The 15,387-nt window shown below is 72.8% G+C and carries 12 protein-coding genes and 1 pseudogene; 10 read left to right on the top strand and 3 right to left on the bottom strand.

Going from position 1 to position 15,387, the window contains the following annotated elements; genetic code table 11:
• Positions 1–119: 119 nt before the first annotated feature.
• Positions 120–629 (top strand): MarR family winged helix-turn-helix transcriptional regulator, encoded by a 510-nt coding sequence (locus ASC60_RS36540; protein WP_055558030.1) that lies wholly within the window; start codon positions 120–122, stop codon positions 627–629.
• Positions 630–816: 187 nt separating this feature from the next.
• On the opposite strand, the gene ASC60_RS36535 is transcribed toward ASC60_RS36540, so the two are convergent.
• A complete protein-coding gene (locus tag ASC60_RS36535) occupies positions 817–2,055 on the bottom strand; it encodes a PP2C family protein-serine/threonine phosphatase (protein WP_055558042.1) in 1,239 nt (412 codons plus the stop codon).
• A 406-nt stretch (positions 2,056–2,461) separates the two neighbouring features.
• Here ASC60_RS36535 and ASC60_RS36530 point away from each other — a divergent pair, with 406 nt between their 5' ends.
• The 6 genes from ASC60_RS36530 (at position 2,462) to ASC60_RS36505 (ending at position 12,075) form a co-directional block, all read left to right on the top strand.
• Positions 2,462–6,730 (top strand): HAMP domain-containing protein, encoded by a 4,269-nt coding sequence (locus tag ASC60_RS36530; protein ID WP_055558029.1) that lies wholly within the window; start codon positions 2,462–2,464, stop codon positions 6,728–6,730.
• A complete protein-coding gene (locus tag ASC60_RS36525; RefSeq protein ID WP_055558028.1) occupies positions 6,727–9,051 on the top strand; it encodes a SpoIIE family protein phosphatase in 2,325 nt (774 codons plus the stop codon). The genes ASC60_RS36530 and ASC60_RS36525 overlap by 4 nt, the downstream gene beginning before the upstream one ends.
• 145 nt (positions 9,052–9,196) lie before the next feature.
• Entirely contained in the window at positions 9,197–9,835 is a 639-nt protein-coding gene (locus ASC60_RS42455; RefSeq protein ID WP_063787282.1) for a polysaccharide deacetylase family protein, read from the top strand.
• Between the two features lie 104 nt (positions 9,836–9,939).
• A complete protein-coding gene (locus ASC60_RS36515) occupies positions 9,940–10,395 on the top strand; it encodes a MarR family winged helix-turn-helix transcriptional regulator (RefSeq protein ID WP_055558026.1) in 456 nt (151 codons plus the stop codon).
• Positions 10,392–11,246 carry an ABC transporter ATP-binding protein gene (locus ASC60_RS36510; RefSeq protein ID WP_055558025.1) on the top strand — a complete coding sequence of 285 codons (855 nt, stop codon included), beginning with the start codon at positions 10,392–10,394 and terminating at the stop codon, positions 11,244–11,246. The genes ASC60_RS36515 and ASC60_RS36510 overlap by 4 nt, the downstream gene beginning before the upstream one ends.
• The gene (locus tag ASC60_RS36505; protein ID WP_055558024.1) at positions 11,206–12,075 is read left to right on the top strand and encodes an ABC transporter permease; all 870 of its coding nucleotides are present in this window, start codon (positions 11,206–11,208) and stop codon (positions 12,073–12,075) included. Before ASC60_RS36510 ends, ASC60_RS36505 begins: the two co-directional genes overlap by 41 nt.
• A 423-nt stretch (positions 12,076–12,498) precedes the next feature.
• On the opposite strand, the pseudogene ASC60_RS36500 reads toward ASC60_RS36505, so the two are convergent.
• Positions 12,499–13,010: pseudogene (locus tag ASC60_RS36500) on the bottom strand (SDR family NAD(P)-dependent oxidoreductase); the annotation flags it as partial.
• Positions 13,007–13,450 carry an SPW repeat protein gene (locus ASC60_RS36495; protein ID WP_055558023.1) on the bottom strand — a complete coding sequence of 148 codons (444 nt, stop codon included), beginning with the start codon at positions 13,448–13,450 and terminating at the stop codon, positions 13,007–13,009. The pseudogene ASC60_RS36500 and the gene ASC60_RS36495, both read right to left, overlap by 4 nt.
• Between ASC60_RS36495 and ASC60_RS36490 the strand changes: the two genes are divergently transcribed.
• From ASC60_RS36490 to ASC60_RS44285, 3 genes are all read left to right on the top strand, one after another.
• Positions 13,449–13,934: an HPP family protein gene (locus tag ASC60_RS36490; protein WP_234357290.1), complete on the top strand. Its 486-nt coding sequence runs from the start codon at positions 13,449–13,451 to the stop codon at positions 13,932–13,934. The two genes, ASC60_RS36495 and ASC60_RS36490, sit on opposite strands and share 2 nt — an antisense overlap.
• The gene (locus ASC60_RS44290) at positions 13,927–14,505 is read left to right on the top strand and encodes a trehalase-like domain-containing protein (protein ID WP_055558021.1); all 579 of its coding nucleotides are present in this window, start codon (positions 13,927–13,929) and stop codon (positions 14,503–14,505) included. Before ASC60_RS36490 ends, ASC60_RS44290 begins: the two co-directional genes overlap by 8 nt.
• On the top strand, positions 14,451–15,387 hold a 937-nt coding region (locus ASC60_RS44285), incomplete at its 3' end, for a glycoside hydrolase family 15 protein (RefSeq protein ID WP_370593010.1). The genes ASC60_RS44290 and ASC60_RS44285, both read left to right, overlap by 55 nt.

Raw genomic sequence — 15,387 nt, 5'->3', positions numbered from 1 at the left:
GCGTGGCCGTGCGCACGTCCGAGAGGGGGCGCGTGCCGGACCGGGGATAAGGTTGCAGCGGGAGCAAGGCGCAAGGTCGGCACCAAGGGGCCGAAGACGCTGATTCGGAGTGCACTGTTATGGGCGTGAATCCGGCACCCTCTCACCGCCGGTCCCGCGAATCCGCTCGGATGGCGTGCGAGGTGATCGAACTGCTCGAGGTGCTGTGGGAGCGGGGGCGGGACGCCGTCTCCTCGTCCCCGGTGTCGGCGTCACAGCTGCGCGTCCTGTACAGCCTGGACCGTGAGGAGGGGATCAACCTCCGCACGCTCGGGGAACTGCTGGGCTCGGCGCCCTCGTCCGTGAGCCGTCTGTGCGACCGGCTGCAGGCGCTCGGATTCGTGGAGCGCGCGCCCAGCCCGGTCAGCCGCCGGGAGCTCGAACTGCGGCTGACCAGCCACGGCAAGGCGTATCTGCTGGAGCTGCGGGCCCGCCGGGAGGAGGCCCTGCTGACCGCCATCGCCGCCATGACCCCGACCGCCCGCAAGGCGCTGCTGGAGGGGCTGAAGGGGTTTCAGGAAGCCGTGGACGAGACGGCGCCGATCCTCCGCCGGGGCGACACCGAGGACGGCGCGGTGCGGTTCGCCTGAACCCTCCGCCGGGCGCGGGCCCGCATGCCTGATCGACCCGTGTGCCACGGTCCGTCCCCCGTCTGTCGTCGCCGCGGTCCGTCTTCGGCTGTCGTCGCCGAGGGTGCCGGAGGAGCGCCGGGGAACCCCGGCGGCTCCGTGAAAGGGTGCATCCGGGCACTAGATTCTTGTCATCCGGGCATGGTTGTCAAATGACAACGATTTCCGGAGATTCCGCTTCCGGTGCCTCTTCGGCGGATTCCCCCCGTTCCCTCCGCCCGTACCAGTCGAGGCAGACCACCAGGGCGTCGTCGTCCAGCGGGGTGTCGAAGCGGAAGTCGGCGAGCTGGCGCAGCACCGCCTGGGGCACCTGGGTCGGTGGCAGCAGCTGGGTGTTGCCCAGCGCGCGGGCCAGCGCCCGCTCCCCGTAGCTCTCGCCCGAGGGGGACAGGGCCTCGTACACCCCGTCGCTCCCGAACAGGAAGCGGTCGCCGGGCTGGGCGGTGAAGTGCTCGGCGACATAGACGGTGTCCTCGAACATCCCGAGCGGCAACTGCGCGTCGAACCGTACGGGCTCCACCGAGCGCTCCCGCTGGCGCCACATCCGCGGCGACCCCGCGTCCACGACCTCCACCTCCCCGGTCGTGAAGCCGAACCGCAGCAGCAGCGCCGACACATGGGCCTCCCCCCGGTAATGGGCGTAGACTGCCTGGTCGGCCAGGCTCGCCTGATCGCACAGGCCCAGACCCGCGCGCCGCGCGTTGCGCAGCGCGCTCACGGCGAGGCTGGTCAGCAGCGACGCCTCGATGCCCTCCCCCATGCCGTTGGTGATGGTGAGCGTCAGATGGTCGGCCGAGGCGGACCAGTCGAAGTTGTCGCCGAAGATCGCGTACGCCGGCTCCAGATGCGCCCCGAGCGAGAACTCGGGACGCGCGCACGAGCGGCCGGGCAGCAACTGCCACTGCATCTCGGCGGCCAGGGTCAGCCGGGTGGTGCGCCGGGCCAGGAGATAGAGGTCCGTATCGCGCTCGGCGACGAGGATCTCATGGCCCAGGGCCTCGCAGACCGCCTGGAGGTAGTGCATCTGGGCCCGGGCGTCCTGTTCGGTGGGCAGCCGCAGCGACAGCACCCCCATCCGGTCGCCGCGGATGGTCATCGGCAGGTGCGCGGTCACCGTGTCGTGCCCGCCTTCCCCCCGGCCGTTCCGGATGACGCACGGCTCCTGTGACCCGAAGGCGCGACCCTGGGGGCTGCCCTGGATGGGCACCGGCTCGGCGCCGTGGAGCCCCGGATTCACAGCCTGGAGCGACCGCATGGCGTAGTCCGCCATGAGGAGCTCCACCTGTTCGGCGCCGCACTGCTCGGCCAGGGCGGCCGTGACGACATCGAGCAGAGCGTGAGGCGGGGCTGTGCGCAGCGCCCGCTCGACCGTAGAAATTTTGTCCACATCGTCCTGCTTCTCGAAACGCGCCGGGGGCGCGGCGATGTCCGTGATCACCGCGAGCGCATTCTATGCACCATGGTGACAACAATTGTCGTACGACAATTATCTCCGGGTCCCGGTCGCGTGGAGCGGGCGCTCGGCGTCGCGACCTTGATCGCCCGTTATGGGCGGGACGCGCCGGGATATCCCCTGCTGTACCACATTTGTCCGGCATTCGCTCATCGCTGTCGCGGTGGCGCTCGAACGTGTCAGCCTTCGGGTGGGTGGGCCCGTCCGTCAATAGTTGCCGGGCGGCAACTGTGGCAGTATGGCGGCTCAGAGCGCCTGATCACTCCCGGGCCGAAGGCTCACCGGCCCCTCGCCCGGGGGCATCCGGTGGGCGGGACCGCTACTCGAGGGGCGGAGAAGCATGGCGGTGAGTTCGGGCGCGGGACAGCGTGCGGGGGCGCGTACGGCAGCGGGCCGCGGTGCCGGCACGGTCGCGGAGCCGGAGCTGCGGCAGCTGCTGGTCGGCCTCACGGCGGTCAGGGACGGCGACTTCGGCACCCATCTGCCGACCGACCGGGACGGCCTCCTGGGGGAGATCGCCACGGTCTTCAACGGCATGGTCGACCAGCTGTCGCTGTTCACCTCCGAAGTGACCCGGGTGGCCCGGGAGGTGGGCACCGAGGGCCGGCTCGGCGGCCAGGCCGCGGTGCCCGGGGTGGACGGCACCTGGAAGGACCTCACCGACTCCGTCAACGCCATGGCCGGCAACCTGACCACGCAGGTGCGCGACATCGCCCAGGTCGCCACGGCGGTGGCCAAGGGCGATCTCTCGCAGAAGATCACGGTCGTGGCCCGGGGCGAGATCCATGAGTTGAAGAACACCATCAACACGATGGTCGACGAACTGTCCTCGTTCGCCGACGAGGTGACGCGGGTGGCCCGCGAGGTCGGCACCGAGGGCATCCTCGGCGGTCAGGCCCAGGTGCCGGGTGTCGGCGGCACCTGGCGAGACCTGACCGACTCGGTCAACTCCATGGCCGGCAACCTCACCGCCCAGGTGCGCTCCATCGCCCGGGTGGCCACGGCGGTGGCCCAGGGCGATCTGACGCGCAAGATCGATGTCGACGCCCGCGGCGAGATCCTGGAGTTGAAGACCACCATCAACACGATGGTGGACCAGCTGTCCTCGTTCGCCGCCGAGGTCACGCGGGTGGCCCGCGATGTCGGCACCGAGGGCCGCCTCGGCGGCCAGGCCGACGTCCAGGGCGTCTCCGGCACCTGGAAGGACCTCACCGAGTCGGTCAACGTGATGGGCGACAACCTCACCGCCCAGGTGCGCTCCATCGCCCAGGTCACCACCGCCGTGGCGCAGGGCGATCTGTCGCAGAAGATCCGGGTGGACGCGCGCGGGGAGATCCTGGAGCTGAAGGAGACCATCAACACGATGGTCGATCAGCTGTCGGCGTTCGCCGACGAGGTGACGCGGGTGGCCCGCGAGGTCGGCACCGAGGGCAACCTCGGAGGCCAGGCCACCGTCCGGGGGGTCTCGGGCACCTGGAAGGACCTGACCGACAACGTCAACGTGATGGCGTCCAACCTCACCAGCCAGGTGCGGTCCATCGCCCAGGTGGCGACGGCGGTGGCCCGGGGCGATCTGTCGCAGAAGATCACCGTCGAGGCCAAGGGCGAGGTGGCCGCGCTCGCCGGGGTGATCAACACCATGGTGACCACCCTCTCGGCGTTCGCCGACGAGGTGACGCGGGTGGCCCGCGAGGTCGGCACCGAGGGCATGCTCGGCGGTCAGGCCCAGGTGCCCCATGTGGCCGGCACCTGGAAGGACCTGACGGACAACGTCAACTCCATGGCGAACAACCTGACCAATCAGGTCCGTAACATCGCGCAGGTCACCACGGCGGTGGCCCAGGGCGATCTGACGCGCAAGATCGATGTCGACGCCCGCGGCGAGATCCTGGAGTTGAAGACCACCATCAACACGATGGTGGACCAGCTGTCCTCGTTCGCCGCCGAGGTCACGCGGGTGGCCCGCGAGGTGGGCAGCGAAGGGCGGCTCGGCGGCCAGGCCGAGGTCGAGGGAGTGTCCGGGACCTGGAAGCGGCTCACCGAGAACGTCAACGAGCTGGCCGGGAACCTGACCCGCCAGGTCCGGGCCATCGCCGAGGTCACCAGCGCCGTGGCCGAGGGGGACCTGACGCGCTCCATCACGGTGGACGCCTCCGGCGAGGTCGCCGAGCTCAAGGACAACATCAACGCCATGGTGGAGTCCCTGCGCGAGACCACCCGCACCAACCAGGAGCAGGACTGGCTCAAGACCAACCTCGCCCTCATCTCCGGGCTGATGCAGGGCCGGCGCGATCTGGCGGTCGTCGCCGAACTGGTCATGGACCGGCTGACCCCGCTGGTCGGCGCCCAGTACGGCGGCTTCTACCTCGCCCACGACACCCCGCGGGGCGTGGAACTGCGGCTGCTCGGCTCCTACGGGCTGCCGGCCCGGAACGCCGCGGACGCCGGGGACCGGCCGGTGGGGTTCGGGCTCGGCGAGTCGCTCGTCGGACAGGCGGCCCGCAGCCGCCGCACCATCGCCGTCGAGCAGCTTCCGCCCGGATACGTCACCGTCTCCTCGGGGCTCGGCGCGGCCGAGGCGTCCAGCCTCCTCGTCCTGCCCATCGTGGTCGAGGAGCAGGTCCTCGGCGTCATCGAGGTGGCCTCGGTCGGCCGGTTCACCCAGGTCCACCGGGACTTTCTCGACCAGCTCATGGAGACCATCGGGGTCAACGTCAACACCATCGTGGCCAACGCCAGGACCGATGAGCTGCTGGAGGAGTCCCAGCGGCTGACCGCCGAACTCCAGGCGCGCTCCCAGGAACTGCAGGCGCGCCAGGACGAGCTGCAGAACTCCAACGCCGAACTGGAGGAGAAGGCCGCCCTGCTGGCCGCGCAGAACCGCGACATCGAGACCAAGACCCGGGAGATCGAACAGGCCGGCCAGGAGCTGGAGGAACGGGCCCGGCAGCTCACGCTGGCCTCCAAGTACAAGTCGGAGTTCCTGGCCAACATGAGCCATGAGCTGCGCACCCCGCTCAACAGCCTGCTGATCCTCGCCCAGCTCCTGGCGCAGAACCCGTCCCGGAACCTCACCCCCAAGCAGGTCGAGTACGCGGGCGTCATCCACTCGGCGGGATCCGATCTGCTGCAGCTCATCGACGACATCCTGGATCTGTCCAAGGTCGAGGCCGGCAAGATGGACATCCAGCCCGAGCGGGTGCCGCTGCAGCGGCTGCTCGACTACGTGGAGGCCACCTTCCGCCCGATGACGGTGCAGAAGGGCCTCGACTTCCGCATCAGCGTCTCGCCCGCCGTCCCCGACGAACTCTTCACGGACGACTCCCGGATGCGGCAGGTGCTGCGCAACCTGCTGTCCAACGCGGTGAAGTTCACCGAGTCCGGCTGCGTGGAGCTGCGCATCGCGCCCGCCGCGGAATCCGATCTGCCCCAGGAGGCCCGCGGCCGGGGGCCCGTCCTGGCGTTCCGGGTCGTGGACACCGGCATAGGAATCGCCGAGCCGCACCTCGATGCCATCTTCGGGGCGTTCCAGCAGGCGGACGGCACCACGAGCCGCAAGTACGGCGGCACCGGCCTCGGTCTTTCCATCAGCCGGGAGATCGCCCATCTGCTGGGCGGTGCGGTACAGGCCGCCAGCACCCTGGGCGAGGGCAGCACGTTCTCCTTCTACCTGCCCGTCGGCAGCCCCGACCGGGAACCGCGGGCCGAGGACGAGCAGGAGCCCGCCGCGGCGCAGCCGGACGCCGGTGCCGTGGAGCAGCGCCACCTGCTGGTGGTCGAGGAGCAGCCGCACGGGCTGCTGGCACTCCTGGCCGAGAGCGCGGTGGCCGAGCTCGCGGACGGCGGCGCGGCCACCGGCGCGGTGCGGATGCGGACCGTGGCCGATCCGGGGGAGGTCGCGGCAGCGCTCACCGACGAGCCGTGCCACTGCGTCGTCCTCGGCCTCGACATGCCCGACGAGACGGCCCTGCGCTTCCTCGACGCGCTGGACCGCGTCCCGGCCGCCCGGCACGTGCCGGTCCTGGCCCACCACACCCGGCGGCTGGACCCGCACTGGAACCGGCGGCTGACGGACCGTTTCCAGGGCGCTCCGTGGGAGCTGCTGCCGAGCCTGGACGAGCTGCGCGAGCGCATCATCCTGCATCTGACGGCCGACCGGCCGGCCGACGTCCTGCCCCTGGTGCCGCCCGCCGCCACCCTGCCGGCCCCCGCGCACACCGGCGCGGACAGCGACCTGGCCGGGCGGGTGGTGCTGATCGTGGACGACGACACCCGTAACGTGTACGCGCTCACCAGCATCCTGGAGCTGTACGGCATGCGCGTCCTGCACGCCGAGAACGGGCGCAGGGGGCTGGAGATGCTGTCCCGGCACGAGGCGGTCGAGCTGCTGCTGATGGACATCATGATGCCCGAGATGGACGGTTACGCCGCCACCGCGGCGATCAGGGGCATGCCCGAGTACGCCGATCTGCCGATCATCGCGGTGACCGCCAAGGCGATGGCGGGCGACCGGGAGCAGACGCTGGCCGCCGGAGCCAGCGATTACATCACCAAGCCGCTGGACGCCGATGAGCTCGTGGCCTGTGTGCGCCGCTGGCTGAACCGGTGAGCGGGGGTGAACCGAGCCTGGACGCGCTGGCGGCGGCCGTGGAGCGGCTGCGCGGCGAACTGACCGCCGCGCGGGAGGCGGCGGACGCGGCGGTCCTGATCGGCATCGCCACCGGAATCCTGGTCGAACGCGGCCACGGCGGCCCGACGGAGGCCGCCCGCCATCTGGAGGAGCTGGCCAGGGCCGCCGGGCTACCGCTTCCGGAACTCGCCGCCGACGTGGTCAACGGGGCGGCCGGGGACACGGTCGCCCGGGCCCTGCCCGGCGCGCTGCAGGGGTCCGTGGGCGCACGCCACGACGCACCCGAGGTCCTGCGGCTGCGGGCGGCCGAGGCCGGATCGCTCACCGGCGACGCCCAGACGGTGGTGGACACGCTGCTGGAGCAGGCGCTCGCCCCTCTCGGGGTGAGCGCGGTGGCCCTGTGGGCCGTGGCCTCCGGCGGCGCGCTGGTCCTCGCCGGGCACGCGGGCTTCCCGCGCGGCGAGGGCGAGCGGTGGCGGTACGTACCGCCGGGCCTCGGGGTGCCCGCGCAGCGCGCCCTGACCGAACAGCGGGCGCACTGGTTCCCGGCGATGCCCGCCGACGCGGCGGGCATCGGCAGACGCCAGGGTGGCGACGGTGCCCGTGCCGTACTCCCGGCCGAGGCCAACGGCCGCGTCCTCGGCGTGCTGGAGGTGTGCTGGCCCCATCCGCGGCCCCCGCTGTCCGGCCCGGTCAACCGCCAGCTGAACGCGCTGGCCGGCCTGTGCGCCCACGCGCTGCCCGGCACCGAGGAGACGGCGATCGACGCCGCGGCGGACCCGGCGCTCCCGGTCGGCCCCGCCATGGATCTCGCCGAGGGCCTGCTCGATCCGGTGCTGGTCCTGCGGCCGGTGCTCGATGACCGCGACCAGGTGACCGACTTCGTCATCGCCTGTGCCAACCAGCGCTTCACCGACCCGGCGGGCCGTCCACGCGCCACGCTCACGGGCATGCGGCTGCTGGAGGCGTACCCGCGCACCGCTCGCGAGGGCGGCCTGTACGAGCGGGTGCTGCGGGTCCACGCGACGGGGGAGCCGTTCCGCGCGGAGGGGATGTCCCTGCGCGTCCTGGCCGACGATGTGCCCCGGGCCGGGCTCATCACCGTGGGCATCGGCCGCTACGGGGACGCGGTGCTGCTGAGCTGGCGGCTGGAGGACGAGGCGGCACGGCTGGCCGCCCTGCTCGAACACGTCCAGCGGCTGGGCCGGATCGGCGGTTTCCAGCAGGACGCCGTCAGCGGCGAGATCCTGTGGAACAGTCATCTGTTCTCGCTCTTCGACCTCCCGCCCACCGCGCCCCCCGTGCCGGTGGAGCGGCTGCACCGCCATGCGCACCCCGATGACTCCGTGGCCATCGGCCGCTTCCTGCGCACCCTTCTGCACCACCGCCACGCCGCCTCGACCGCGTTCCGCATGCAGCGGGCCGACGGAGCGGTCCGACACATCCGCGTCGTCGCCGAGCCGGTCACCGACCCGGCCGGGCACCTGCTCGCGGTGCGCGGGGCCTACCAGGACTTCTCCAGTCAGCACTGGACGGAGGTGGCGCTCGCGGCCACGCGGGACCGGCTCGCCGACACCGAGCAGGAGGCCGCGGAACGCAACCGGCTGGCCCTCCAGTTGCAGCGGGCCATCATGCCCTCGTCCCCCGCGCCGGTCGACATCGCCGGCCTGCACGTGGCGGTGCGCTACCGCCCGGCCGAGAAGGGGCACCTGGTGGGCGGCGACTGGTACGACGTCGTCGTCCTGCCCCAGAAGAAGGTGCTGCTGGCGGTCGGCGACGTGGCCGGACACGGCATCGAGGCGGCGACGAGCATGGTGGTCCTGCGCAACGCGCTGCGCGGTCTCGCCGCGACCGGGGCGGGCCCGGCCCAGCTCCTGGGCTGGCTGAACACCGTGGCCCACCATCTCACCGAACAGGTCACGGCCACCGTGGTCTGCGGCATCTACGACCCGCCGACCCGGATGCTGGACTGGGCGCGGGCCGGCCACCCGCCGCCGGTCCTGATCCACGGGGGCACCGCCGCCGCCCTGCCACTGCCCGGCGGCATCCTGCTGGGCGCGGTCGCCGAGGCGACGTACGAGGAGCGCCGGCTCGCCCTGGTGCCCGGCGACCGGCTGCTGATGTACACCGACGGGCTGATCGAGCGCCGGGACCGCTCCGTGGAGAAGGCGCTCGAACAGCTCCTGGCCACCGTCGGCGCCGCCACCCGGGAACTCGGCGAGCACCTCGACGTCCTGCTGACGCACGCGCGCTCCGACACCGACGACGACACCTGCCTCATCGGCATCGACGTGAGCTGAAGGCGATGACCCCTCGGCTCGAACAGCCGTTCCTTATAGTGAAGTTGGGGCGACAGAAGCGAGGTGGACCGGCCGGCGATGGACAGGGGCGGAGGGGTGGCTGACCAGTCGCACATGAGCTTCCGCCGGGACTCCACCCGCCCGGCTGCCTCCCCCGGGCGTCACCGACGGCGTACTGGATGTCCTGGCGGATCGCCGCGCCACCGCCACGTTCTTCGTGGTCGGCACCCAGCTGCGACGGGCGGGCGGCCGGGCCCTGGCGGCGCGTGCGGTGGCGGAGGGCCACCGTATCGGGCACCACACCGCCACCCACACCCTGCAGCTCGGCGCCGCCGAGGATCCCGAGGCGGCGGTGGCCGCGGAGATCACCGCCATCGAGCCCGACATCGACGCGTTGGCCGGAACCGGCGAGACCGGAGGCGAACGGTTGTTCCGGCCGTACGCCGGCGGCGGCGTCCTCGACGATCGGGTCTTCAGCCCGGCGGCCGTACGGTACCTCCAGCGGCACCGCTACACGTGCGTGCTGTGGAACACCCTGCCGCACGACTGGGACGACCCCACGGGCTGGGTGGACCGGGCACTCGAGGGCGTGGCCCGCACCGACTGGGCCGTCGTGGTCCTCCACGACATCGCCACCGGAGCCATGGACCGCCTGCCGGCGTTCCTGGACGGGGTGGCCGCGATGGGCGCCGGGATCGTCAGCGGCTTTCCCGACACGTGCGTGCCCATCGAGCGAGGCCGACCGCTGTCGTCCGTATCCCATCTCACCAGCGGGAGTGAGTGACATGCCCCGGGGAGTCCCGGCTGCTCGCCGCCCGCCACCGGCTGAGAGCGTGCTCCCGCGCCTCAGCCGGGGATTTAACTCTCATTGAGAGGTAATGTGGGGACATGGCCGCGGAACAGGTCCCCGACGCGTTCGCCGATGTGCTGGCCGGGGTCCAGCGGCTGATCCGGCGGCGGCTGCGGGCCGGGATGGCGCAGCCGCGGCTGCGGGGCGCCCAGGTGGAGCTGTTGCGGCTGGTCATGGCCCGGCCCGGGATCCGGGTGTCGGCCGCGGCCAAGGAGCTGTACCTCGCGGGCAACTCGGTCTCCACCCTGGTCAACCAGCTGGTGAAGGCGGGCTATCTGCACCGCGAGACCGATCCCGAGGACCGGCGGTCCGCGCTGCTGACGGCCACCCCCGCCGCCGTGGCCCGGCTGCGGGAGTGGCAGGCGCGGCGCGGCGCGCTGGTCCGCGAGCAGGTGGCGCGGCTGTCCGAGAGCGACCGGGCGAGCCTGGCCGCGGCCGTTCCGGCGCTGCGCAGACTGGCCGAGAACCTGCACGAGGAGGTGGAAGGGCCATGACCGACCCCCGGGGAAGCACCGCTCCGGCCGCGCTCGTCTGCGACGGCCTGGCGTACGCGTTCGGGGAGATCAAGGCGGTCGACGACCTGGAGCTGTCGGTCCGGGCGGGCGAGGTCTTCGGGCTGCTCGGACCCAACGGAGCGGGCAAGACCACCGCGATCCGCTGCATCACCACCCTGCTGCCGGTCCCCGCCGGCATGGTGCGGGTGTTCGGGCACGACGCGGCGAAGGAGCGGATGGCGGTCCGCCGGCTGCTGGGCTACGTACCGCAGCAGCTGTCCGCCGACGCCGGGCTCACCGGCCGGGAGAACGTGGAGCTGTTCGCCCGCGTCTTCGACGTGACCCGCCGGGAGCGAGCCGCGCGCGTGGCGCGGGTGCTGGAGGCGGTCGGCCTCACCCCGGCGGCCGACCGGCTCGCCAAGACGTACTCCGGCGGCATGATCCGCCGCCTCGAACTGGCCCAGGCGCTGGTCAGCGCGCCCCGGCTGCTGATGCTGGACGAGCCGACCATCGGCCTGGACCCGATCGCCCGGACCAGCGTGTGGGAGCACATCAACGCGGTACGGGCCGCCACCGGGATGACCGTGCTGGTCACCACGCACTCCATGGACGAGGCCGATCAGTACTGCGACCGTGTCGCGCTGATGCACCGAGGCCGGATCCACGCCCTCGGAACGCCCGCTCAGCTCCGCTCCGAGCTGGCCGACCGCCGCCGGGAGGAGGGGGAGCAAGATCCGAGGCCGACCCTGGAGGACGTCTTCCGGGACGTCGCCGGCAGCGGCCTCGACGAGCAGGGAGGAGACTTCCGCGATGTCCGAAGCACCCGTCGCACCGCGTCACGGGTCGGCTGAGACCGCCGCGCCCACGCCGGACGGCCTGCCCGACCCCCTGCTGACCCCGCCGCGCGCCCGCGCCGGCTGGCGGATACTGCCCGCGCGGGTCGGCGCGATGTGCGTGGTCGAGCTGCAGAAGCTGCGGCACGACCGCACCGAGCTGTACACGCGGGCCGTCCAGCCCGCCCTGTGGCTGCTGATCTTCGGTGAGACGTTCACCCGGCTCAAGGCCATACCGACCGGCGGCACGCCGTACATCGACTATCTCGCGCCCGGCATCATCGCCCAGTCCGCGATGTTCATCGCCATCTTCTACGGGATCCAGATCATCTGGGAACGGGACGCCGGGATCCTCACCAAACTGCTGGTCACCCCGACCCCGAGAGCCGCCCTGATCACCGGAAAGGCCTTCGCCGCGGGGGTGAAGGCGCTGATCCAGGCGGCCGTGGTGATCGTCATCGCCGCGGCGCTCGGAGTGGCGCTGACCTGGAATCCGCTGCGGCTCCTCGGAGTGGCCCTCGCGGTGGTCCTGGGCTCGGCCTTCTTCTCCTGCCTGTCGATGACCATCGCGGGGATCGTGCTGAGCCGCGACCGGCTGATGGGCATCGGCCAGGCCATCACCATGCCGCTGTTCTTCGGCTCCAACGCGCTGTATCCGGTCGCCCTCATGCCCGGCTGGCTCCAGGCCGTCAGCACCGCCAACCCGCTGAGCTACCAGGTCGACGCGTTGCGCGGACTGCTGCTGGGCACTCCGGACCACCTCGCGCTCGACTACACCGTCCTGGTGCTGGCCGCGGCGGCCGGTATCGCGGCGGCCTCCTCGCTGCTGGGGCGGCTGGCGCGCTGACCCCCCGGCAGGCGCCCCGGCGCCGCACGGGTCTCCTCCTCGAACGGTAGCGAGCACTCCTCCTCGGGGAGGACAGCGCCGTGGCCGCCTGGTGCGCCGGCACGATGCCTCGGGACGGCTCTCCGGCCAGGCTGCGCACGGGCGGCCCGGCGGCGCGGCCGGCCGGCAACGGCGGCTCCCGGTGGCCGTCCTGGTGGTGTGCGTCGCTGGCCTGGGCGCCCTGGCGCTGCCCGCCGCCCAGGTGGAGATGGGCATGCCGGGGGCGGAGTCCAAGCCGGTCTCGTCGACGGAACGGCGCGCCTACGACGCCCTCGCGGACGGCAAGAACCTCGTCCGGACCATGCGCGCCGAGCGCGCGGATCTCGAACGGGACACCGAGGCGCGTCTGGCGCGCCGTACGGCCAGGGCGCACACGGCGGCCCCGGCGGCCGTGCCGGCGCAGTAGGCGGCCTGCAGGGGGATGCCGCGATGCGCGAGGGCGGAGCCGACCTGCACGATCGCGCCCCGGTCCCTGGGCACCATACGGCGCAGCGCCGCCTGGGTGCCGTGGACGAACCCCAGGTAGGCCACGCGCGTGACCCTCTCGAACTCCTCCGCCTCGACCTCCTGGACGGGTGCGAAGACCGTGGTGAAGGCGGCGTTCACCCAGACGTCGATCGGCCCCAGCTCCTGTTCCACCCGCGTGGCCGCCGCGTCGACGGCCGCGGGGTCGGAGACGTCGACGCTGATGGGCAGCGGACGGCCACCGGCCGCCGTCACCTCCCGCGCGGCGGCTTCCAGTCCACGCGGGCGCCACGCGCCAGCAGGGCGACCGCGGCGCCCCGCCCGGCGAAGGCGTGCGCCGCCGCGCGGCCGATGCCGGCGCTGGCGCCGGTGACGACGACGGTCTGGTGCCCGTGGGATCCCGGCCTCCCGCCCGGGTCGGTGCCGGTCACCGCTGCTGCGTTCGGGTGTCGCCCTTCATCCCGAAAGCCGAGGTGGCCAGCCCCAGGAGGAAGATCACCGCACCGGTGACCACATTGCTGATCATCGTGCCCGTGGTGGTCGACGGCCCGTAGACCACCCAGGGCGTGATGATCGTCCAGATGCCGATCGCCGCCACGACCCAGCCCAGCCCGTGGGTGCGCTCGTAGGCCGAGCCGAAGCCGAGCGCCAGGATCGCGACCGCCAGTCCGGTGATGAGGTTGTTGATGGTCAGTCCCGTCCCGGTGTCGAAGAAGCCCACCACCCACGGGGAGACGGCCAGGTACAGTCCGGCCAGCAGGGTCAGTCCCTCGACCGCCCGGGCCTGCGGGGTGGTCGCCGCCCGCTCGTAGCGGGCCCTGAGCTCCATCAGGTCGGGATGCTCTTCGATGCGGGAACCATGCGTGGTCATGATGACGAACCTCCTTCCGAGGCGTTCAGCGCCGGGTAGCCACCAGGGGCGGGCCCAATCACCGCGGGTCCTGCTCGTCCACCCGGAGAGTGAGGCGGCCCGGCTGCGCAACTCCTCGCTGGGACACCTGGTGGCCATCGCCTGCGGCCTCGCGTGCCTGGCGGTCTTCGGGCTCTGGCAGCACCCGTCGGTGGTCGAACAGAAATACGACACCTGGGCGCAGGTCGGCGCCCAGGCCCTCGCCGTGGGCCTGACCCTCCTCCTGCTCGAACTGATCGAGGCCCAGCACCCGCCCGCCGCCGCCACGGCCCTGTTGATCTCCTCCGGCATCGCCCGGCCGGGTCCGCCCCTGTACGGCATGCTCATCGGGCTGGTCCTGCTGATCGCGGGCGCCGCCCTGCTCGCGTGGGCCGGTGGGCGGGCGGACACCGCCGCCGCACGGGGGGAAGCCGCGCACGGGAAGGCGAGGGAAGCGGATGAATGACACCCCCGCGTCGTCGCCGTGGGCCCTCCGGGCGTACGCCTTCCTCGGCGACGGCGAACGCGGCGCCCTGGTGGGGCCGCGCGGCGAGATGGTGTGGCTGTGCGCACCCCGCTGGAACAGCGACGCGGTGTTCTCCGCCCTGATCGGCGGCCCGGGGCAGTTCCTTCTGGGCCCCGAGGACCACTGGAACGTCTGGGGCGGCTCCTACGAGGACGGCACCCTCATCCACGTCGGCCGCTGGGTCACCGGCGACGCCGTGCTCGAATGCCGGGAGGCGCCGGCCGTGCCCGCCGCCCCGGACCGGCTGGTCCTGCTGCGCCGCGTCCGGGCGGTGCGCGGCGACGCCCGCCTGCGGCTGAGGCTCGAGGCCCGGCCCGGCTTCGGCGCGCACCCGATGACCGGCCTGCGGCAGGAGCGCGGAATCTGGTCGGCCCACGGCGGTGGACTGCGTCTGCGCCTCCCGGAGCGGCCGATGCCACCCCCGGACCGCAGGGAGCGCTGGAGGCACGCTTCACGGTGGCCTCCGGCGAAACACGCGATCTCGTCCTGGAAATCGGCACCCGGGCGATGACGGAGGAGCCGGACCCGGAGCGGCTGTGGGAGGCCACCGCACGCCACTGGGCCCGCGCCGTACCGGACTGCTCCGCGCTGGCCGCCCCGCGCGACGCCCGCCACGCCTACGCCATCCTGGGCGGGCTGACCAGCGCCTCCGGCGCCATGGTGGCCGCCGCCACCTCGCTGCCGGAGCGGGCCAACACCGAACGCAACTACGACTACCGGTTCGCGTGGATCCGGGACCAGTGCTACGCCGGTCTGGCCGTGGCGGCGCACGGCCCGCACCCTCTCCTGGACGCGGGCGTGGGCTTCGTGACCGAGCGGCTGCTGGCCGACGGCGGCGATCTGCGCCCCGCGTACACCGTCACCGGCGAGGCGGTGGCCGGGGAACGCTCCCTGCCGCTGCCGGGCTATCCGGGCGGCACCGACCGGGTGGGCAACCGCGCCGGCCGGCAGTTCCAGCTGGACGCCTTCGGCGAGATGCTGCAGCTGTACGCCGCCGCGGCCCGGCTCGACCGGCTCGATACGGACGCCCGCCGCGCCCTGGACGTGGCCGCCGTCGAGCGCGATTGGCCGCGCCCCGACGCGGGTCTGTGGGAGCTGGAGGAGCGCTGGTGGACCCACTCACGGCTCTGCGCGGTGGCCGGACTGCGCGCCGTGGCGCGCGATGTGCGCGGCCGGGCCGCGCGGGACTGGGACGGTCTGGCCGACGCGATCCTGCGCGAGACCCGCCGCCGCTGTCTGGGCCCCGCGGGCCACTGGGCCCGGGCCGAGGACGACGACGGGCCGGAGGCCGCCCTGCTGCTGCCGCTGGCCCGCGGCTGTCTCCCCGCGGACGACCCCAGCGGGCCGCGCACCCGCCGGTTCATCGAGGAGCGGCTGGCCAGGGACGGTTATC

The organism is Streptomyces sp. NBRC 110028 (genome assembly GCF_001417735.1).
Lineage (GTDB): Bacteria > Actinomycetota > Actinomycetes > Streptomycetales > Streptomycetaceae > Streptomyces.
Note: the sequence above shows the minus strand (reverse complement) of the source record. Positions and strands in the feature narration are given on the sequence as shown.

What these genes read in the sequence shown, in the direction of transcription:
- ASC60_RS36495 (WP_055558023.1), bottom strand. Translation starts at nt 13,450, where the DNA reads ATGACCACGCATGGTTCCCGCATCGAAGAGCATCCCGACCTGATGGAG.
- ASC60_RS36510 (WP_055558025.1), top strand. Translation starts at nt 10,392, where the DNA reads ATGACCGACCCCCGGGGAAGCACCGCTCCGGCCGCGCTCGTCTGCGAC.
- ASC60_RS36530 (WP_055558029.1), top strand. Translation starts at nt 2,462, where the DNA reads ATGGCGGTGAGTTCGGGCGCGGGACAGCGTGCGGGGGCGCGTACGGCA.
- ASC60_RS36515 (WP_055558026.1), top strand. Translation starts at nt 9,940, where the DNA reads ATGGCCGCGGAACAGGTCCCCGACGCGTTCGCCGATGTGCTGGCCGGG.
- ASC60_RS36505 (WP_055558024.1), top strand. Translation starts at nt 11,206, where the DNA reads ATGTCCGAAGCACCCGTCGCACCGCGTCACGGGTCGGCTGAGACCGCC.
- ASC60_RS44290 (WP_055558021.1), top strand. Translation starts at nt 13,927, where the DNA reads ATGAATGACACCCCCGCGTCGTCGCCGTGGGCCCTCCGGGCGTACGCC.
- ASC60_RS36540 (WP_055558030.1), top strand. Translation starts at nt 120, where the DNA reads ATGGGCGTGAATCCGGCACCCTCTCACCGCCGGTCCCGCGAATCCGCT.
- ASC60_RS36490 (WP_234357290.1), top strand. Translation starts at nt 13,449, where the DNA reads ATGATGACGAACCTCCTTCCGAGGCGTTCAGCGCCGGGTAGCCACCAG.